The 15,488-nt window shown below is 69.8% G+C and carries 17 protein-coding genes; 11 read left to right on the forward strand and 6 right to left on the reverse strand.

Annotated elements, in window-relative coordinates; translation table 11 throughout:
* Nucleotides 1-2 precede the first annotated feature (2 nt).
* Together IE160_RS03110 and IE160_RS03115 are read left to right on the forward strand one after the other, a co-directional pair.
* Complete coding sequence (locus IE160_RS03110; RefSeq protein ID WP_191151618.1) at nt 3-1,040, forward strand: LLM class flavin-dependent oxidoreductase; 1,038 nt, start codon at nt 3-5, stop codon at nt 1,038-1,040.
* Nucleotides 1,037-1,549, forward strand: a complete 513-nt coding sequence (locus tag IE160_RS03115; protein ID WP_191151619.1) for a metallophosphoesterase family protein — start codon at nt 1,037-1,039, stop codon at nt 1,547-1,549. Before IE160_RS03110 ends, IE160_RS03115 begins: the two co-directional genes overlap by 4 nt.
* A gap of 256 nt (nt 1,550-1,805) precedes the next feature.
* Here the strand turns inward: IE160_RS03115 and IE160_RS03120 are convergent, their stop codons facing one another.
* Together IE160_RS03120 and IE160_RS03125 are read right to left on the reverse strand one after the other, a co-directional pair.
* The gene (locus tag IE160_RS03120; RefSeq protein WP_224744542.1) at nt 1,806-3,650 is read right to left on the reverse strand and encodes a gamma-glutamyltransferase family protein; all 1,845 of its coding nucleotides are present in this window, start codon (nt 3,648-3,650) and stop codon (nt 1,806-1,808) included.
* A 17-nt stretch (nt 3,651-3,667) separates the two neighbouring features.
* Entirely contained in the window at nt 3,668-5,323 is a 1,656-nt protein-coding gene (locus tag IE160_RS03125; RefSeq protein ID WP_191151620.1) for a cell wall-binding repeat-containing protein, read from the reverse strand.
* Between the two features lie 90 nt (nt 5,324-5,413).
* Between IE160_RS03125 and ychF the strand changes: the two genes are divergently transcribed.
* The 7 genes from ychF to IE160_RS03160 all read left to right on the forward strand — a co-directional run bounded on the left by ychF (nt 5,414) and on the right by IE160_RS03160 (nt 8,680).
* Entirely contained in the window at nt 5,414-6,487 is a 1,074-nt protein-coding gene (ychF, locus tag IE160_RS03130; protein ID WP_191151621.1) for a redox-regulated ATPase YchF, read from the forward strand.
* A 9-nt stretch (nt 6,488-6,496) separates the two neighbouring features.
* Nucleotides 6,497-6,790: a hypothetical protein gene (locus IE160_RS03135; RefSeq protein WP_191151622.1), complete on the forward strand. Its 294-nt coding sequence runs from the start codon at nt 6,497-6,499 to the stop codon at nt 6,788-6,790.
* Nucleotides 6,791-7,033: 243 nt separating this feature from the next.
* Nucleotides 7,034-7,315, forward strand: a complete 282-nt coding sequence (locus IE160_RS03140; protein WP_191151623.1) for a type II toxin-antitoxin system RelE/ParE family toxin — start codon at nt 7,034-7,036, stop codon at nt 7,313-7,315.
* Entirely contained in the window at nt 7,302-7,604 is a 303-nt protein-coding gene (locus tag IE160_RS03145) for a HigA family addiction module antitoxin (protein WP_191151624.1), read from the forward strand. The genes IE160_RS03140 and IE160_RS03145 overlap by 14 nt, the downstream gene beginning before the upstream one ends.
* Nucleotides 7,605-7,673: 69 nt before the next feature.
* The gene (locus IE160_RS03150) at nt 7,674-8,069 is read left to right on the forward strand and encodes a VOC family protein (protein ID WP_191151625.1); all 396 of its coding nucleotides are present in this window, start codon (nt 7,674-7,676) and stop codon (nt 8,067-8,069) included.
* A 139-nt stretch (nt 8,070-8,208) separates the two neighbouring features.
* Entirely contained in the window at nt 8,209-8,364 is a 156-nt protein-coding gene (locus tag IE160_RS03155) for a hypothetical protein (RefSeq protein WP_191151626.1), read from the forward strand.
* 58 nt (nt 8,365-8,422) lie between these two features.
* The gene (locus IE160_RS03160) at nt 8,423-8,680 is read left to right on the forward strand and encodes a DUF4190 domain-containing protein (RefSeq protein WP_224744543.1); all 258 of its coding nucleotides are present in this window, start codon (nt 8,423-8,425) and stop codon (nt 8,678-8,680) included.
* 28 nt (nt 8,681-8,708) lie between these two features.
* Here the strand turns inward: IE160_RS03160 and IE160_RS03165 are convergent, their stop codons facing one another.
* A complete protein-coding gene (locus IE160_RS03165) occupies nt 8,709-9,164 on the reverse strand; it encodes a hypothetical protein (protein ID WP_191151627.1) in 456 nt (151 codons plus the stop codon).
* A 222-nt stretch (nt 9,165-9,386) separates the two neighbouring features.
* On the opposite strand from IE160_RS03165, the gene IE160_RS03170 reads away from it, so the two are divergent.
* Complete coding sequence (locus IE160_RS03170; protein ID WP_179873295.1) at nt 9,387-10,334, forward strand: virulence RhuM family protein/type II toxin-antitoxin system death-on-curing family toxin; 948 nt, start codon at nt 9,387-9,389, stop codon at nt 10,332-10,334.
* A gap of 17 nt (nt 10,335-10,351) precedes the next feature.
* On the opposite strand, the gene IE160_RS03175 is transcribed toward IE160_RS03170, so the two are convergent.
* Nucleotides 10,352-10,927 carry a 1-acyl-sn-glycerol-3-phosphate acyltransferase gene (locus tag IE160_RS03175; protein ID WP_191151628.1) on the reverse strand — a complete coding sequence of 192 codons (576 nt, stop codon included), beginning with the start codon at nt 10,925-10,927 and terminating at the stop codon, nt 10,352-10,354.
* Between the two features lie 220 nt (nt 10,928-11,147).
* On the opposite strand from IE160_RS03175, the gene IE160_RS03180 reads away from it, so the two are divergent.
* Entirely contained in the window at nt 11,148-11,573 is a 426-nt protein-coding gene (locus IE160_RS03180) for a DUF1761 domain-containing protein (protein WP_191151629.1), read from the forward strand.
* Nucleotides 11,574-11,631: 58 nt separating this feature from the next.
* Here IE160_RS03180 and IE160_RS03185 read toward each other — a convergent pair whose 3' ends face one another.
* Both IE160_RS03185 and IE160_RS03190 read right to left on the reverse strand, forming a co-directional pair.
* Nucleotides 11,632-12,948, reverse strand: coding sequence for a flavin monoamine oxidase family protein (locus IE160_RS03185; RefSeq protein WP_191151630.1), 1,317 nt, complete (start codon nt 12,946-12,948; stop codon nt 11,632-11,634).
* Between the two features lie 34 nt (nt 12,949-12,982).
* The gene (locus IE160_RS03190) at nt 12,983-15,451 is read right to left on the reverse strand and encodes a GcvT family protein (RefSeq protein WP_191151631.1); all 2,469 of its coding nucleotides are present in this window, start codon (nt 15,449-15,451) and stop codon (nt 12,983-12,985) included.
* Nucleotides 15,452-15,488: the final 37 nt, after the last annotated feature.

The following is a 15,488-nucleotide window of genomic DNA, read 5'->3' on the forward strand; positions in this document are numbered from 1 at the left end:
GCATGACGAAGCTCGGATTCCTCTCCTTCGGACACTGGCAGGACGTCCCCGGCTCGCGCACGCGCACGGGCGCTGAAGTGCTGCAGCAGGCGATCGAGCTCGCGGTCGCCGCCGAGGAGGTCGGCGTCGACGGCGCGTACTTCCGCGTGCACCACTTCGCCCGCCAGCACGCCTCGCCGTGGCCGCTGCTCGCCGCCGCGGGGGCGCGCACGAGCCGCATCGAGCTCGGCACGGGCGTCATCGACCTGCGCTACGAGAACCCCCTCGCGATGGCTGAGCTCGCGGCGCAGGCCGACCTCATCGCGAGTGGACGACTGCAGCTCGGCATCAGCCGCGGGTCACCCGAGACGGTCATCGACGGCTGGCGTGCGTTCGGCTTCGAGCCTGCCGAGGGCGAGACCGATGCCGACATGGCGCGGCGCCACACCGACGTCTTCCGCCGCGCGATCGCGGGGGAGGGCTTCGCGCCCGCGAACCCGCACATGACGGGCACGTCCGCGATGCAGCCGATCCAGCCGCACGCGCCGGGGCTGAGCGACCGCATCTGGTGGGGCGCGGGCACGCGCGCGACCGCGGTGTGGACGGCCGAGCAGGGCATGAACCTCATGAGCTCGACGCTCCTCACGGAGGACACCGGGGTTCCGTTCGACGAGCTGCAGGCGGAGCAGATCGCGATGTACCGCGAGGCCTGGGCGGCGGCCGGTCATGCTCGTACGCCGCGGGTGTCGGTGAGTCGGAGCATCCTGCCGATCATCGACGAGGAGACGCAGTACTACTTCGGCATTCAGGCGCAGGGCGCGCAGAGCGACCAGGTCGGCATGCTCGACGGCTCGCGCTCGCGGTTCGGCCGCTCCTACATCGGAGCACCGGACGTGATCGCCGCGGAGCTCGCGCAGGATGCCGCCGTGCAGGCGGCCGACACGCTGCTCGTGACGGTGCCGAACCAGCTCGGGCCGGAGTTCAACGCGCGCATCCTCGAGTCGATCACGCGCGACATCATGCCGATCGTCGACGCCGAGGTCGTACCCTCACTCGCGTGAGACTGCTGCTGCTGAGCGACACGCACCTGCCGGCGCGCGCAAAGGCTCTGCAGCCGCACGTGTGGAGCCTCGTCGACGAGGCCGACCTCGTCATCCACGCGGGCGATTGGGTCGACGTCGCGACGCTCGACGCGCTCGAGTCGAGGGCCGCGCGCCTCGTCGGCGTCGCAGGAAACAATGACGGCGCCGAGCTGCACGCTCGGCTCGGCGAGGTCGCGCGCGTCGAGGTCGAGGGGGTACGTATCGCCGTCACCCACGAGACGGGTGCCGCCGCCGGTCGGGAGCGTCGGTGCGATGCCCTCTTCGGCCCCGACTCGGATGCCCCCGCCGACGTGCTCGTCTTCGGCCACTCGCACATCCCGTGGGATTCGACGACCCCCGGCGGCGTGCGCCTCCTCAACCCGGGCTCGCCGACCGACCGGCGGCGGCAGCCCGTCGGCACGGTCATGACCGCGCGCATCGCCGACGGCGCGCTGCACGACGTGACCCTCGTGCCGACGCCCCGCTGACCCTCGGGTTTGCGTCGAGCAGGGCGTTCGGGACGGTGAGACCCGGCTGGCCACCCTGCGGACGGACGGTGGGTGCTTCGGGACGCCGCGCCCCTCGGGCCGCAGCGCCCAACGGGGCAGTGTGCCTCGCGAGGCATGTGCCGTGAGAGGCACACAGGAAGAACGCGTCCCTCCTATGGTTCCGACTGACGAGGCAGGCCGCTGGGCCGCGTGCCCGCGTCTCAAGTTGCAGCGCAGACCACCCCGGATGCCGCGCTCAGCGCCCGGCGGCGTACCCCTGCGCCCCGCGCGAGTTCGCCGCAGCGTAGAACCAGCCGCGCTCGGGGTCGACACCCACGCAGCTCAGGCGGCCGAGGCTCCACGGCCCCATGACCGTCACCTCGTGGCCGCGCCCCCGAAGCTCATCGATGACCGAATCGCCGAGCCGCGCCTCGACCGTGAGCGACGCCGGCTGCACCGTGCGCGGCTCGAACGACGCGACCATCGCGTCGGTGTGGAACATGGGCGCGTCGATGGCCTGCTGCGGCTCGTAGCCGCCCACGAGTCGGCGCAGCAGGTAGAGCAGCTGCCACTGGTCCTGCTGGTCTCCGCCCGGCGTGCCGAGCGCCTCGATCACGCGCCCGTCGCGCACGAGCATGGTCGGCGACAGCGTGCTGCGCGGCCGGATGCCCGGCTCCAGCCGAGACGGAGCATCCTCGTCGAGCCACGCCATCTGCAGGCGCGTGCCCAGGCAGAAGCCCAGCGCAGGAATCGTGGGCGACGACTGCAGCCAGCCGCCCGAGGGCGTGGCCGAGATCATCGTGCCGTACCGGTCGACCACGTCGAGGTGGCACGTGTCGCCGCGCTGGCGCCCCGCGCGGTCGAGCGTCGGCTCGCCCGAGCCGGGCAGGGGAGTGGCGGCAGTGTCGCCCGGCGATCGCACGGGCGGCATCCACGGCGAGCGGCCGCCGGGGTGCCCGGGGCGCACCTCGCGCGACGCGGTCTCGCCGATCAGCGCGGCGCGCTCGGCGGCGTACGACGCGCTCAGCAGTTCGGCGAGTGGCACGTCCGTCTGGGCGGGGTCGCCGTACCAGGCGTCGCGGTCGGCGAGGGCGAGCTTGAGAGCCTCGGTGATGGTGTGCACGCCGAGCGCTGTGGAGGGGTCGAGCACTGCGTCGCCGTGCGTCGCGACGCGCGCCTCGAGGATGGCGAGCGCCTGCAGCAGCACGGGCCCCTGGCTCCACGGGCCGGCCTTGACCACCTCGACGCCGCGGAAGGTCAGCGCGACGGGCGCCTCCTCGGCGGGCGCGTAGGCGGCGAGATCCGCCGCGGTGACCACGCCGGGCAGCGCCCCGCCGAGCGAGTGCTGCACGGGCTCGCGCACGAACTCCTCGACCGAGGCGCCGACCTCCCGGTTCCACCAGTCGATCGCGGCGCGCACGCGCGACTCGCGGCTGCTGCCGGCACCCGACGAGGGCGCCTCGCCCGCACCCATGAGGCGCGCGAGCACCGCGGCCCACGGCTCGTTGGTGATCATGTCGCCGGGTTCGGGAATCTTGCCGCCGGGCATCCACTGCGCAGCGGAGGTCGGCCAGTGCGCCTCGAACAGCGGGGCCACAGCGGTGATCACCCGCACCACGCTCTCGTGCACGGGGTGCCCGTCGCGCGCGTAGCCGAGGGCGGGAGCGAGCACGTCGTCCAGCTCCCACGTGCCGCGCGTCTCGAGCAGGTGAAGCCACGCGACTACCGAGCCGGGCACGGCGGCCGCGAGCGGCCCCGCACCGGGAATCTCGTCGAGCCCCAGCGAGCGGTAGTGCTCGATGGTCGCGGCGGCCGGCGCGGCGCCCTGTCCTGCGAGAACGAAGGGATGCTCGCCCGCGGGCGCCACGAGCGCGGTGAGGTCCCCGCCCGGCCCGTTGAGGTGCGGCTCGACCACGTGCAGCACGAAGGCTGCGGCCACGGCGGCGTCGACGGCGGTGCCGCCCCGCTCGAGCACCGACTGCGCGGTGCCGGTGGCGAGCCAGTGCGTGCTCGCCGCCATGCCGAAGGTTCCCCGCAGCTCGGGGCGCGTGCGGTCGGAGGGCGCCGGGGTGAACGCGGGGGCGGGGGAGTCGGCGGTCATGCTCCCACGCTAGGCGCTCAGTAGCGCGGCGCGGCAGGCTGGCCGTAGAACTGCTCGAGCGTGCGGCGGCCGCTCGCGGCGTAGTCGGCGGCGAGCGTCTCCCCGACGTAGCGGAAGTGCCATGACTCGTACTCGTACCCGGTGACGGCCGTGGCGCCCTGCTCGTAGCGCAGGATGTAGCCGTACTTCCACGAGTTGGCGGCGAGCCACCGCCCCTGGCTGGTCGCGCCGAGGCACGTGTACGAGCTGCAGTTCGACGCCCCGATGGGGTACAGGTCGGCGGCGAGACCCGTCTGGTGCTCGCTGTGGCCCGGTCGCGCGACGTACAGGTCGGCGTAGGTCTGGCCGCGCGTGCGGACGGCGTTGTTGTAGATCGCCGCCTGCGATGACGCGGGCCGGTAGCCGCTCGTGAGCCCGACACTCCCCGCGCCGGCCGCGCGCACTCCCGCGTACATGCGCTCGAGGGCCGTCGCCGCATCCGACCGCAGCACGTAGGAGCCGCTGCTGGGAAGGGAGGGGCGACGCAGACTGCTCGGCACGTAGCTCGTCGGGATGCCGTTGCGCTTGTTGACGAGCACCCACAGCGAGGATGCTGAGCTCACGCTTCGGCACTCCTCGAGTCGCTCCACCCCGGGGCTCAGGGCGCCCGGCCCGCCGACGAGGGTGCGCGTCGTGATGGCGCTCGAGCCCAGGGCGCTGCGCACGGAGCTGGGGGTGCAGTAGGGGAGCGAGAGGTACAGCGGCAGGTCCTCGCGGGCCGCGAGCACGGAGATGGAGAGGGCGTCGGCGAAGCTCGTGCCGGAGGCGACGAGCACGCGGGGCGCGCTCGTGCCGAACGCCGATTCGGAGATCGCGCGTGCTGTGGCGTAACGGTCGGCGCCGGCGGCGCGCTGCACCTGGTTCGAGCCCAGCTCAGAACTCAGCTGCGATGCGATGCCGCGGGAGACGACGCTCGTGCCGCCGACGAGCACGACCGAGGTCGTGCCGAGGTCGCGCAGCAGCCGCAGAGCAGCGCGGTCGAGACGAGAGCCGTTGCCGCGAACGATGAGCACCGGCGCTCCCGCGGAGCCCGCGGCGGGGCCGGCGGCGAGGGCGTCGGGGAAGCTCGCGCCCGTGGCGACGAACACGGTGTCGGCACTGCTGAAGACGGAGCGCACGAGCAGCTCAGCGGTCGCGTAGCGATCGGCGCCGCCGATGCGCTCGACGGGCGCGATGGCCTCGGCGGCCCTGGCGACCGACGACGAGATCGCGCTCGTGCCGCCGACGACGACGATGCGATCGGGGTCGAGCCGTCGTAGTTCGTCGGCGACGACGCGCGGCAGGCTGCGCGAGGCGGTGAGCAGCAGGCCCCCGCCGGCGGCCGCCGCGACGGGCCCGGCGACGATCGCGTCGGGGAAGTTCTCGCCCGAGACGAGGTACACGACGTCGGGGGTGTCGGGGCCGGGGAAGGTCGCGACGCTCGCCGCGACGGAGGTCGCGTAGCGGTCGGCGCCGCTGATGCGCTCGGTCGTCGCGGCGGCGGGCGAGACGGTCGACGTCATGGGCTGCGTCGAGCCGAGTGAGGTCGGCACGGCGGGTCGCTCCGCCTGAGCGGGGGCGGCTGCCGCGAGCACGATGCCCGCGCCGGCGAGGAGGGCGAGGGCTGTGGCGGCGCGAGGGCGGAGGCCGAGCATCCCTCGATGCTACCGACGGCGAGGGCAGCTCTCCAGGCCCGCCCTCGATCGGCGCTCTCGGCTCAGCGGTCGCCGGTAGGCTGAACCCCCGTGGCTCTCACTATCGGCATCGTCGGCCTGCCCAACGTCGGCAAGTCCACCCTCTTCAACGCGCTCACCGAGAACGACGTGCTCGCGGCGAACTACCCGTTCGCCACGATCGACCCGAACGTGGGTGTCGTCGAGCTGCCCGACGAGCGTCTCACGGTGCTCGCGGAGATCTTCGGCAGCGAGCGCATCCTGCCCGCCACTCTGTCGTTCGTCGACATCGCGGGCATCGTGAAGGGCGCGAGCGAGGGCGAGGGTCTCGGCAACCAGTTCTTGGCGAACATTCGCGAGTCTGACGCGATCGCGCAGGTCGTGCGCGCCTTCACCGACAGCGACGTCGTGCACGTCGCGGGCGGCGTCGACCCGGCGAGCGACATGGAGACGATCAACACCGAGCTCATGCTCGCCGACCTGCAGACGCTCGAGAAGGCCCTTCCTCGCTATGAGAAGGAGCTGCGTGGCAAGAAGCTCGACCCGGCTGTCCTGGATGCGGCCCTCGCCGCGAAGGCCCACCTCGAGGCCGGGCGCACGCTCTCCGCAGCCGGGTTCGACGCCTCCCCGATCCGCGAGCTCGGCCTGCTGAGCGCGAAGCCGTTCATCTACGTGTTCAACGTCGACGAGGGCGTGCTCGGCGACCGAGCCCGCATGGACGAGCTCGCTGCGCTCGTCGCGCCCGCGCAAGCCGTGTTCCTCGACGCGAAGATCGAGAGCGAGCTCATCGGGCTCGACCCGGACGACGCGGCGGAGCTGCTGGAGTCGACGGGCCAGACGGAGAGCGGGCTCTCGCAGCTCGCGCGTATCGGCTTCGACACGCTCGGCCTGCAGACCTACCTCACGGCGGGCCCGAAGGAGTCGCGCGCCTGGACGATCGGCAAGGGCTGGAAGGCACCGCAGGCCGCCGGGGTCATCCACACCGACTTCGAGAAGGGCTTCATCAAGGCCGAGATCATCGGCTTCGACGACCTCGTCGCGTGCGGCTCGGTCGCGGAGGCCCGCGCGAAGGGCAAGGCCCGCATCGAGGGCAAGGACTACGTCATGCAGGACGGCGACGTGGTCGAGTTCCGCTTCAACGTGTAGGGGTCAAGGATGAGTCTTCGAGAGCACTTCGATGACCGTTCGATGGGTCTGGCAAACCTACTGTTCGAGTACGACTTGCTCGGCGTCTATCATTCAGTCTTCCGTCCAGAAGACGACGAAGAGTATGACGACCTTGTCGGCACGCTTCGCGAAGGCCTTGAGTCGGGGCAGTCACCGGCTGACCTCAGTGCGGTGTTCGCCACAGCGTTGCGAGATAGGTACGGTCTGGACTCCGCGACTTCAGAAGCCGAACTGCCGTTCATCGAGAAGGTGCACGCCTGGTGGCGAGACCAGGCGTCGTGACCGTGCTCACACGCACGGGCGTAGCTGACTTCCGGGACCGCGCCCGTCACCCCTTCGAGCGCTCGGACGATCTTCGCCGCGGCTTGTAGCCCGTTGTCGAGCCGGACGTGAAGAACGGTGAGTCCTAACGGCCCCACGGGGCGAGGGCGGTCCGCTTGTAGAGACTCATCATGTGTCGCTGGAGGCGCCGAGTTGCACTATAACGTCTAGCGTTATTGACGCGAAGCGTTATACACTGACTGAGTGATCCGGTCGTTCGGCAACAAGGACACTGAGCGACTGTGGCGTCGTGAACGAGTGCCGTCGATCGATCCGCGGATACATTCGGTGGCGCTGCGAAAGCTTCGCCAAGTGGGAGCCGCGACCGTTCTTGACGACTTGCGAATCCCACCCGGCAACCGACTTGAGGCGCTGAAAGGCGATCGAGCCGGGCAACACAGCATCAGAATCAACGACCAGTGGCGGATCTGCTTCGTATGGACCGACGCTGGGCCAGAGGAGGTGGAGATCGTTGACTACCACTGACAACATTCCCCCGATTCATCCGGGTGAGGTTCTCATGGAGGACTTCATCAAGGGGTTCGGCATTACCCAGAACCGCCTCGCCGTCGCGATCGGTGTGCCTCCGCGTCGCATCAACGAGATCGTGCATGGCACGCGCGGAATCAGCGCAGACACCGCGCTTCGGCTGTCGAAGTACTTCGGCACGTCGGCCGAGTTCTGGCTGAACCTGCAGACGCACTACGAGCTCGATCGCGCGCAGGATCGAGCAGCTGACCAGATCGCCGCGATCACGCCGCTCCAGGTCGCGTAACGGCCGAGGTGCTTGACCGAAGCGTTCGCGTAGGTGTCCGCAGTCGGGCCGTCGGAGTAGCCTGCGGGCATGGAACAATTCGAGGCCCGAGTGATGACGAACATGCTGGTTGTGGAAGATGCGACCGCCAGTCGTGACTGGTACGTCAAGGTCTTGGGTGCCTCCGTCTACGGCGAATACGGAGGCACCTCGGTGGTGCTGGATCTGCTGGGGAACTGGCTGTTGCTCGTCACCGGCGGTGGACCGAGCCCGGAGAAGCCGACTGTCACGTTGGCCGCCCCGGGTGATGCTGATCACGTCAGCTCGCAGCTCATCTTTCGGGTCGATGACTGTCAGGGCACATACGACATGCTCAGCGCGCGGGGAGCCCAGTTTCTGAGCGCACCTCTTGATCGAGGTGGCGAGATTCGGGCGTTCTTCCGCGACCCGGATGGCCACTTGTTCGAAATCTCACAGCTGACCTGACCGGCGCACGGGAGTATCTCGCAGCGCGCGAACTGGCCCATCAGATCACACACGATTCACACAACAACGTCCCTGAGCATCACACCGAGATACTCGCTCGTGAGACCGTCCACCGGTTCATCGACGACATGGAGCCGAGATGACTTCCCACAATGAGGGTTCTTCGGAGGGCCGCGTGCCCGCGCCCGACGAGTCGAGCATCCCCGAGCTCGAAGACGACGAGACGATCGCCCCTCGACCGGAGGAGGAGATCGCCGACGCGGCTCGAGCGGAGTCGGACCTCGACGACGCATAGTCGCGAGCGCGCTCACGTCTTCGCGATGCTGCGCCGCGACGGCGTGTGAGAATGAGCCGTGACCACGACCTACCCTCCCCGCACCAACACGCTCGCACTCGTCGGCTTCATCGCCAGCTTCATGCTCCCGATCGTCGGCATCGTGCTCGGCGTGATGGCTCGCCGCCAGATCGCCGTGACGCATGAGGGAGGTCGGGGGCTCGCCACAGCCGCCCTGATCGTCGGAATCGTCGGCACGACCGTGCAGGTGATCTTCTTCATCGTCTGGCTCTCACTCTTCACGTACGGAATCAGCCAGGCTCCCCTCTTCCGCTAGCAGCCCGCCTCCGAGGTGGCGCGACGGCTCAGTTCTCGGCAGCGTCTGCCGCGCGGGGTGCGCTCGAGAGGAGGTCGGCGACCTCCGTGGCAACCACCGTCGGAAAGGTGGCCGTCAGTTCTCCACCGGTGGTGGTGATGATGAAGCCGGTGCCGATTCCGCCTGAGGCGCCCCCGAGTGGCGCGCCACTGATGGAGAGCGCGTTAGGCGACGGGGCCGAGCGGATGCTCTGCACGGGCACGACGCGATCACCGACGATCCCGATCGACGGGCTGAAGCGCAACAGGCCGGGTTCCACGGTGGCGACGCCGCCGCTCCAGTCAGTGCCAATGTTCAGCACGCGTCGATCGAGTGCACGGATCGAGCACCGCACTTCCCGCGCAAGCAGCCGTTTGCGGTCGTTGCGCCGGTCGACCTCTTCGGGAATGAGCCACCAGAGCCACCCGACCAGGAAGTCGCCGAGGAGGCTGAACACGAAGCTCACTCGACCATCCTGGCACTCGGATCGCGCAACCACGAGAACTGGTGTTGTGTGCCCCTGCAGTGACTATGGAGTCGCGCAGAGGTTGGGACCCGCCTTCACGCTCCAAGAATCAAAGTTCACACGATCGGGTCTGTCCGTGGTGCCGGATAGCCTGACCTGTGTGGTGGCTCGAACGCTGATCCGGCTAGCAGTTGAATCGAGACGATCGAAGCGAGGTTCTGCATGAACGCGGCGCACAGTGTCGAGTTGTATCGTTCGTCGAGCGGTGACTTCGAGCTCGCGGTGCAGACAGACTCGGAGACCGTCTGGCTCTCAGCTGAACAACTCGTCTCGCTGTTCGGTCGTGACAAGTCGACTATCTCACGACACCTTCGCAACGTATTTGGGGACGGAGAACTCGATCGTGAAGCAGTTGTTGCAGAAATTGCAACAACTGCCGCGGACGGCAAGACCTACGCGGTCGCACACTACAACCTCGATGTCGTCATCTCGGTCGGCTACCGCGTCAAGTCAATTGAGGGCGTCCACTTTCGCCGGTGGGCAACACAGGTACTGCGGCGATACGTGCTCAATGGAGTGGCGCTCAACGCGCGGCGGCTGGAGCAACTAGGGTCCATCGTTCACGTGCTCTCTCGCTCCACCGATGAACTCGTCGCGGGCGTCGCCGAAGTCGTCGAACGATACCTGCCAAGTCTGCGCGCGCTGCGTGCGTATGACGAGGGCGAGATCGAGCACGCGGCAGGCACGCTACCGACCTGGGTGCTGTCGTACGACGAAGCGCGTGCAGTAATCGACCAGGTCGGCGCTGAATTTCCGGCGGACACCCTCTTCGGAGGCGAACGAGGCGACGCATTGAGAGGCGTCATCGCGACGATCTACCAGGGTTTCGGGGGAGTCGAGCTGTACCCGACCGTGCAGTCGAAGGCGGCGAACCTTCTCTACCTGGTCATCAAGGATCATCCGCTCACCGACGGAAACAAGCGCAGCGCCGCCGCGCTCTTCGTTCACTTCCTTCAGCGAAACGACGCGTTGTCTGGCGGAGGCGACACGCCTCGCATCTCCAACAACGCTCTCGCCGCCATCACCCTGATGGTCGCGATGAGCGATCCGAAGGAGAAGGAGCTAATGATCGCGCTTGTCGTCAGCATGCTCGTTGGCGAGAGTCACTAGGCCGGCGACTCACAGATTCACGGCGCGAGCTCTTCGCGCAACCGCGGCTCGACGCGGTGCGCGGGTCGGGCCCCCGACTTGTCGGCGTAGAAGGCGCGAATGCGGTCCATGTCGCTCGGCACATCGCCCGAGAGCTCGATCGTCGGGCCGAGGCCCGTCGTCATGGTCGTGCGGTCGACGTACCCGAGCGTGACCGGCAGGTCGGCTTCGCGGGCGATCCGGTAGAAGCCCGACTTCCAGTGACTGTGGCCCTTGCGGGTGCCGTCGGGGGTGACGACGAGGCCGAAGACGTCACCAGAGCAGATGCGCTCGAGCACTTCCGACACGACGAGAGCCGGAGCATCCCGGTCGACCGGGATGCCGCCGAGGCGACGCATGATCGGCCCTCGCCACCCGCGGAACAGGCTCTTCTTTCCCAGCCAGCGAAAGTGCAGGTCAAGCCGCCAGGCGATCGCGAGCATGAAGACGAAATCCCAGTTCGACGTGTGCGGGGCCCCGATGAGCACGGTGGGGCGATTCGGGGCGGGCTCCGAGACGAGCTTCCAGCGGCTGACGGCCCAGAACACGCGGGCGACGAGACGTCGAACGACCATGGGTCAAGCGTATGTCGCCGTGGGAGCCGACACGCACGGAGGGGGAGTGTGCCTTGCGAGGCATGTGCCGCGAGAGGCACATGGCGATCACGGGCATTCCGACCGGCGCCGTCACAGAGCCGACACACAGCCCGCACGCCGCACCCGCACACACCACCCGCACATGACGCCCAGAAATCGAACATGGACGCGCGCACTGCTCGCGCGCTAGCGTCAGCGCATGTTCCTTCTCGAGCTCAACTGGCTCGGCGTTCTCGCCGGGTTCGTCGTCTACTTCATCACGGGCGCGATCTGGTTCGGGCCGAAGACCTTCTACCCCGCATGGATGCGAGCGAAAGGCCACGACCCCGAGAACCCTCCTGGCCTGCACGGGCCGGCGCTGCTCTTCGGCCTGACCGCGGTCGGCGCTCTCGTGCAGGTCGTCGCCCTCGCGAGCGTGCTGTGGTTCGTCGCCGAGGTGCAGGGCCCCGTCGGCCTGCTCGGCGGCGCGCTCGCCGGCCTCCTCCTCGGCATCGGCTTCGCCGCCGCGAGCTCGCTCTCGCACCGTCTCTTCGGCGGTGACGGCTTCCGCGTCTGGGCGATCGAGGTCGGCGGCGACATCGTCGGGCTCACCCTCGCCGGCCTCGTCGTCGGCCTCATCGGCTGAGGCGCGAGGCGCGAGGCGCGAGTCGGCGGGGCCGCGGCGCCGCGCCGACGTTCGCCGCTCAGCCCGAGATGAGCCGCTGGGCCGCTGCGCGACCGGTGCGCACCGCGCCCTCCATGTAGCCGCACACCCACTGGTCCGAGCCGACCACCCAGAACGGCGGCTCGTGCGAGCCGTGCAGGGGCCCCACTGCCGTGAGCTCGCCGGGCCGCCACGCGGTGATGTAGCCCTGCGTCCACGTGTCGGCGTGCCAGTCGCGCACGAACACGGCAGCGGGCGACGCCCCCTCCGGGCCGTACGCCTCGCCGAGCTCGCCCAGCAGCACGCGCGTCCGCGCATCCGCCGGCAGCGCGCGGTACGGCCCCAGCCGGTCGACGGGCACAAGCGCCGAGAGCATGCCCGTGTTCTGCACCCACGTGCCACCCAGCAGAGTCCGCTCGAAGTAGCCGGTGCCGTTCTGGCCGTTGGCCTCCCAGAACGACGAGTCGTAGACGGACACGAGCTTCGCCGTCGGGGCGTGCTCCCGGCGCCGCAGCGAGTCCCGGTACTCGGCGCTCACCCCTGAGATGCGAAGGTCCCGTAGCGGCCCGGCCGGCAGCGCGCACACGACGTCCCCCGCGCGGAAGCGCTCGCCGCTATGTAGCGAGACCCGCACTCCGTCGCCACCCACGTCGATCGATGCGACGGGGCTCGAGTACCGCACCCGGTGACCGAGTTGCTCGGCCATCTGGAGCGCGACCGTCGCCGAGCCCTCCACGACCTTCTCGCTCTCCCACGCCTCGTAGTCGTAGAAGCCGAGTGCGCCCGCCGAGGCCTCCTTGCGCAGATCGGCGAGCAGTGACCGTCGCTCGACGGAGGCGTCGGCGAGGCCCATCGCACGCAGCTCCATCGCGCGCACGACGTCGGGCGTCGCGCCCTCCGACCGCAGCCAGTCGCCGACCGAGATCCGGTCGAGGGCGCGAGCATCGGGATGCGCCCACGGGTCATCGGGGTCGACGCTGCCCGCGAGCGCCGAGAAGCGCCGCTCGATCTCCTCGTACAGGGCTCGATCGCGCGCCGACATCCACGGCATCTCGTCGCCGAGGAACCGCCCATCGTTCATGAGCCACGTCGACTCGCCCGGAATGTCGGTGAAGCTCGGGCCGAGCGTGAGGCCGAGCTCGCCGACGAGGGCGCGGTAGGAGGTGTGCGAGGCGCCGACGACCTCCCCGCCGAGCTGCACGAGCCGGCCATCCGCCGTCGTCGTCTGCTCGACCCGTCCGCCTGCTCGGGCGCGCGCCTCCAGCACGAGTACGTCGGCCCCCGCGGCAGCAAGGTCACGCGCCGCGCTCAAGCCCGCCAGGCCCGCCCCCACCACGATCACATCGTGCGTGCTCATCGCATCCTCCTCGTCGTGAGTCCCACTGCCACCGTCATCCTCGCAACCGCTCTCCTCGAGCGTCGTAGAAGGGGCGCCGCGACACGGTGGCCGGGTGGCGCTCGCCCTTGCACTCGACCGTGAACGGTGCGTCGAGCGAGACCGCTGGTGAGATCGCCGCGATGCCCACCGCACGGCCGAGCGTGTGACCGTAGGCGCCGCTCGTCATGCGCCCGACTGCGATACCGTCCGCGAAGACGGTCTCGTCGTGCACGAACACCGGCTCGGGGTCGTCGAGCGCCACATGCACGGTGCGGTGCCGTGGCGCCTTCGGGTCGAGCGCCGCAACAGCGTCGCGCCCCATGAAGCCGCCTGGCTTGTCGAGGGCGACCGTGAATCCGAGGCCCGCCGAGTACGGGTCGTCGGTCGCGCCGATGTCATGGCCGAGGTGCCGGTAGCCCTTCTCGCTGCGCAGCGAGTCGAGCGCGTGATAGCCCGCAAGCCGCACACCGAGATGCTGGCCCGCATCCCACAGCGCGTCGAGCACGTTGAGCGCCAGATCGGCCGACGGGTAGAGCTCGTAGCCGAGCTCGCCGACGAAGCTCATGCGCAGGCTGTAGGCGAAGCCGTCGGCCACCTCGACCTCGCGTCCCGTCGTGTAGGGCTGCGCGGCATCGGACCAGTCGTCCGGCGACACGCGCGAGAGCAGATCGCGGCTGAGCGGACCCATGACCCCGATCGTCGCGAGTGCCGCCGTCACGTCGACGACCACGGCCGCGTGCCCGCGCGCAGCCCGCCGCAGCAGCCACAGCGACTTGTGGTGGCTCGTCGAGGGCGTCACGACCAGCAACCGGTCGTGGGCGAGGCGGGTGACGGTTCCGTCGAGCTCGATGCCACCGTTGCGGTTAAGGAATAGCGTGTAGACGGCCTGCCCCACGGCCACGTCGACGTTGTTCGTCGCGGCGTGCTGAACGACGGCGAGAGCATCCGCCCCTACGATCTCGAACTTCGCGAAGGGGCTCAGATCGAACAGGGCGACGCCCTCGCGCGCGGCCCGATGCTCGGCCGCGACCTGCTCGAACCAGCCGGGCCTGCCGTAGCTGTACCCTTCCGCCGCGGTCGGGCCGCCGTACCAGTTCGCGCGCTCACCGCCGTTGATCTCGCCGAAGCGCGCACCGAGCTCGGCGAGCCGGGAGTCCAACGGGGTCCGGCGCACGTTCCGTGCGGTCTCCGACTGCAGGTGCGGCCAGTGCATCGCGTAGAGCCTGCCGAGGCTCTCGACGGTGCGGGCGTGCAGGTAGCGGCGGTTGCTCTGATGCCGTGAGAAGCGCTGCACGTCGACCGAGGCCGAGTCGAACTGAGGCGACCCTTCGACGATCCAGCGTGCCAGCTCGCGCCCGATGCCGGGGGCGAAGATGATGCCCTGCGAGTTGAGTCCCGCCGAGACGAACAACTGCTCGACCTCGGCCGTCTCGCCGAGCAGGAACGAGGTGTCTGGTGTGAAGCTCTCGGGCGCGGTGAGGAAGCGGTCGTACCCGGCGGGGCCGAGGGTGGGCACCGTGCGCTCGGCCGCTGTGCGCACGGGGGAGAAATGCGCCCAGTCGTCGGGAAAGGTCGCGAATCCCGTCGTGGCGATGTCGCCGACCGCGCGAGGGATGCCGTTCGGCTCGAACGCGCCGACGAGCAGCCGCCCGGCCTCATGGCGGATGTAGTAGCTGTGGTCGACGTCGCGCAGCACGGGCAGCGAGGCGACGGCGCCCTCGATCGGCTCGGAGCGCACGTGCACGTGCTCGGTCGCATAGAGCGGCAGATGCACGCCCGCGGTGGCGGCGAGGTCGCGGCTCCAGAGTCCGCCCGCGATGACGACGCGGTCGGCGAGCACGGTGCCCCGCTCGGTCTCGACGCCCGTCGCGCTCCCGTGCTCGTGCAGAATCGCGGTGACGGTGACGCCCTCGCGGATGCTCACGCCGGCCTCGTGCGCGAGCTTCGCCATGGCGAGCGCGGCGTAGCCGGGGTTCACGTGCCCGTCGTTCGCGAAGTGCAGGCCCGCCAGCACGCCTTCGGTCGACGCGATCGGCCAGAGCTTCGCGATCTCCTCGGGGTCGACCAGGCGCGCCTCGATGCCGTTCTGCACGGCGACGTCGCGGGCGTACGCCAGCTCGTCGACGCGACCCGAGTGGCGCGCGAGGCTCAGCGACCCGCATCGCTCGAACGAGACGTCGAGCCCCGAGCGCTGCTGCAGGTCTGCGTAGAACGCGAGCCCGTAGGACGAGAGCCCCGTCATGGCGGTCGACCCGCGCGCTCCCGCGACGAGCCCTGCGGCGTGCCAGGTCGTGCCGCTCGTGAGCACGGCCCTCTCGAGCAGCAGCACGTCGTCGACCCCGGCCTCGGCAAGGTGCAGCGCGATGCTCGCCCCGATGATGCCGCCGCCGACGACGATGGTCCCGGCTCGGCGCGGCAGCGGGTCGTGAGCGGTGTCGGTGACGATCGTGGCACTGAGCGTGCGATCAGCGAGCCTGTCCATGAGCGTCCTCGTCTCCTCCCGCCGGTGCGGTGCCGAC

The sequence above is a fragment of the Chryseoglobus sp. 28M-23 genome (assembly GCF_014789785.1).
Lineage (GTDB): Bacteria > Actinomycetota > Actinomycetes > Actinomycetales > Microbacteriaceae > Microcella > Microcella indica.

Excerpts from the sequence above, each read along its gene's own strand:
- IE160_RS03110 (WP_191151618.1), top strand. The coding sequence starts at position 3 with ATGACGAAGCTCGGATTCCTCTCCTTCGGACACTGGCAGGACGTCCCC.
- IE160_RS03120 (WP_224744542.1), bottom strand. The coding sequence starts at position 3,650 with ATGACCGCCGACTCCCCCGCCCCCGCGTTCACCCCGGCGCCCTCCGAC.
- IE160_RS03125 (WP_191151620.1), bottom strand. The coding sequence starts at position 5,323 with ATGCTCGGCCTCCGCCCTCGCGCCGCCACAGCCCTCGCCCTCCTCGCC.
- IE160_RS03135 (WP_191151622.1), top strand. The coding sequence starts at position 6,497 with ATGAGTCTTCGAGAGCACTTCGATGACCGTTCGATGGGTCTGGCAAAC.
- IE160_RS03150 (WP_191151625.1), top strand. The coding sequence starts at position 7,674 with ATGGAACAATTCGAGGCCCGAGTGATGACGAACATGCTGGTTGTGGAA.
- IE160_RS03155 (WP_191151626.1), top strand. The coding sequence starts at position 8,209 with ATGACTTCCCACAATGAGGGTTCTTCGGAGGGCCGCGTGCCCGCGCCC.
- IE160_RS03170 (WP_179873295.1), top strand. The coding sequence starts at position 9,387 with ATGAACGCGGCGCACAGTGTCGAGTTGTATCGTTCGTCGAGCGGTGAC.
- IE160_RS03175 (WP_191151628.1), bottom strand. The coding sequence starts at position 10,927 with ATGGTCGTTCGACGTCTCGTCGCCCGCGTGTTCTGGGCCGTCAGCCGC.
- IE160_RS03180 (WP_191151629.1), top strand. The coding sequence starts at position 11,148 with ATGTTCCTTCTCGAGCTCAACTGGCTCGGCGTTCTCGCCGGGTTCGTC.
- IE160_RS03185 (WP_191151630.1), bottom strand. The coding sequence starts at position 12,948 with ATGAGCACGCACGATGTGATCGTGGTGGGGGCGGGCCTGGCGGGCTTG.
- IE160_RS03190 (WP_191151631.1), bottom strand. The coding sequence starts at position 15,451 with ATGGACAGGCTCGCTGATCGCACGCTCAGTGCCACGATCGTCACCGAC.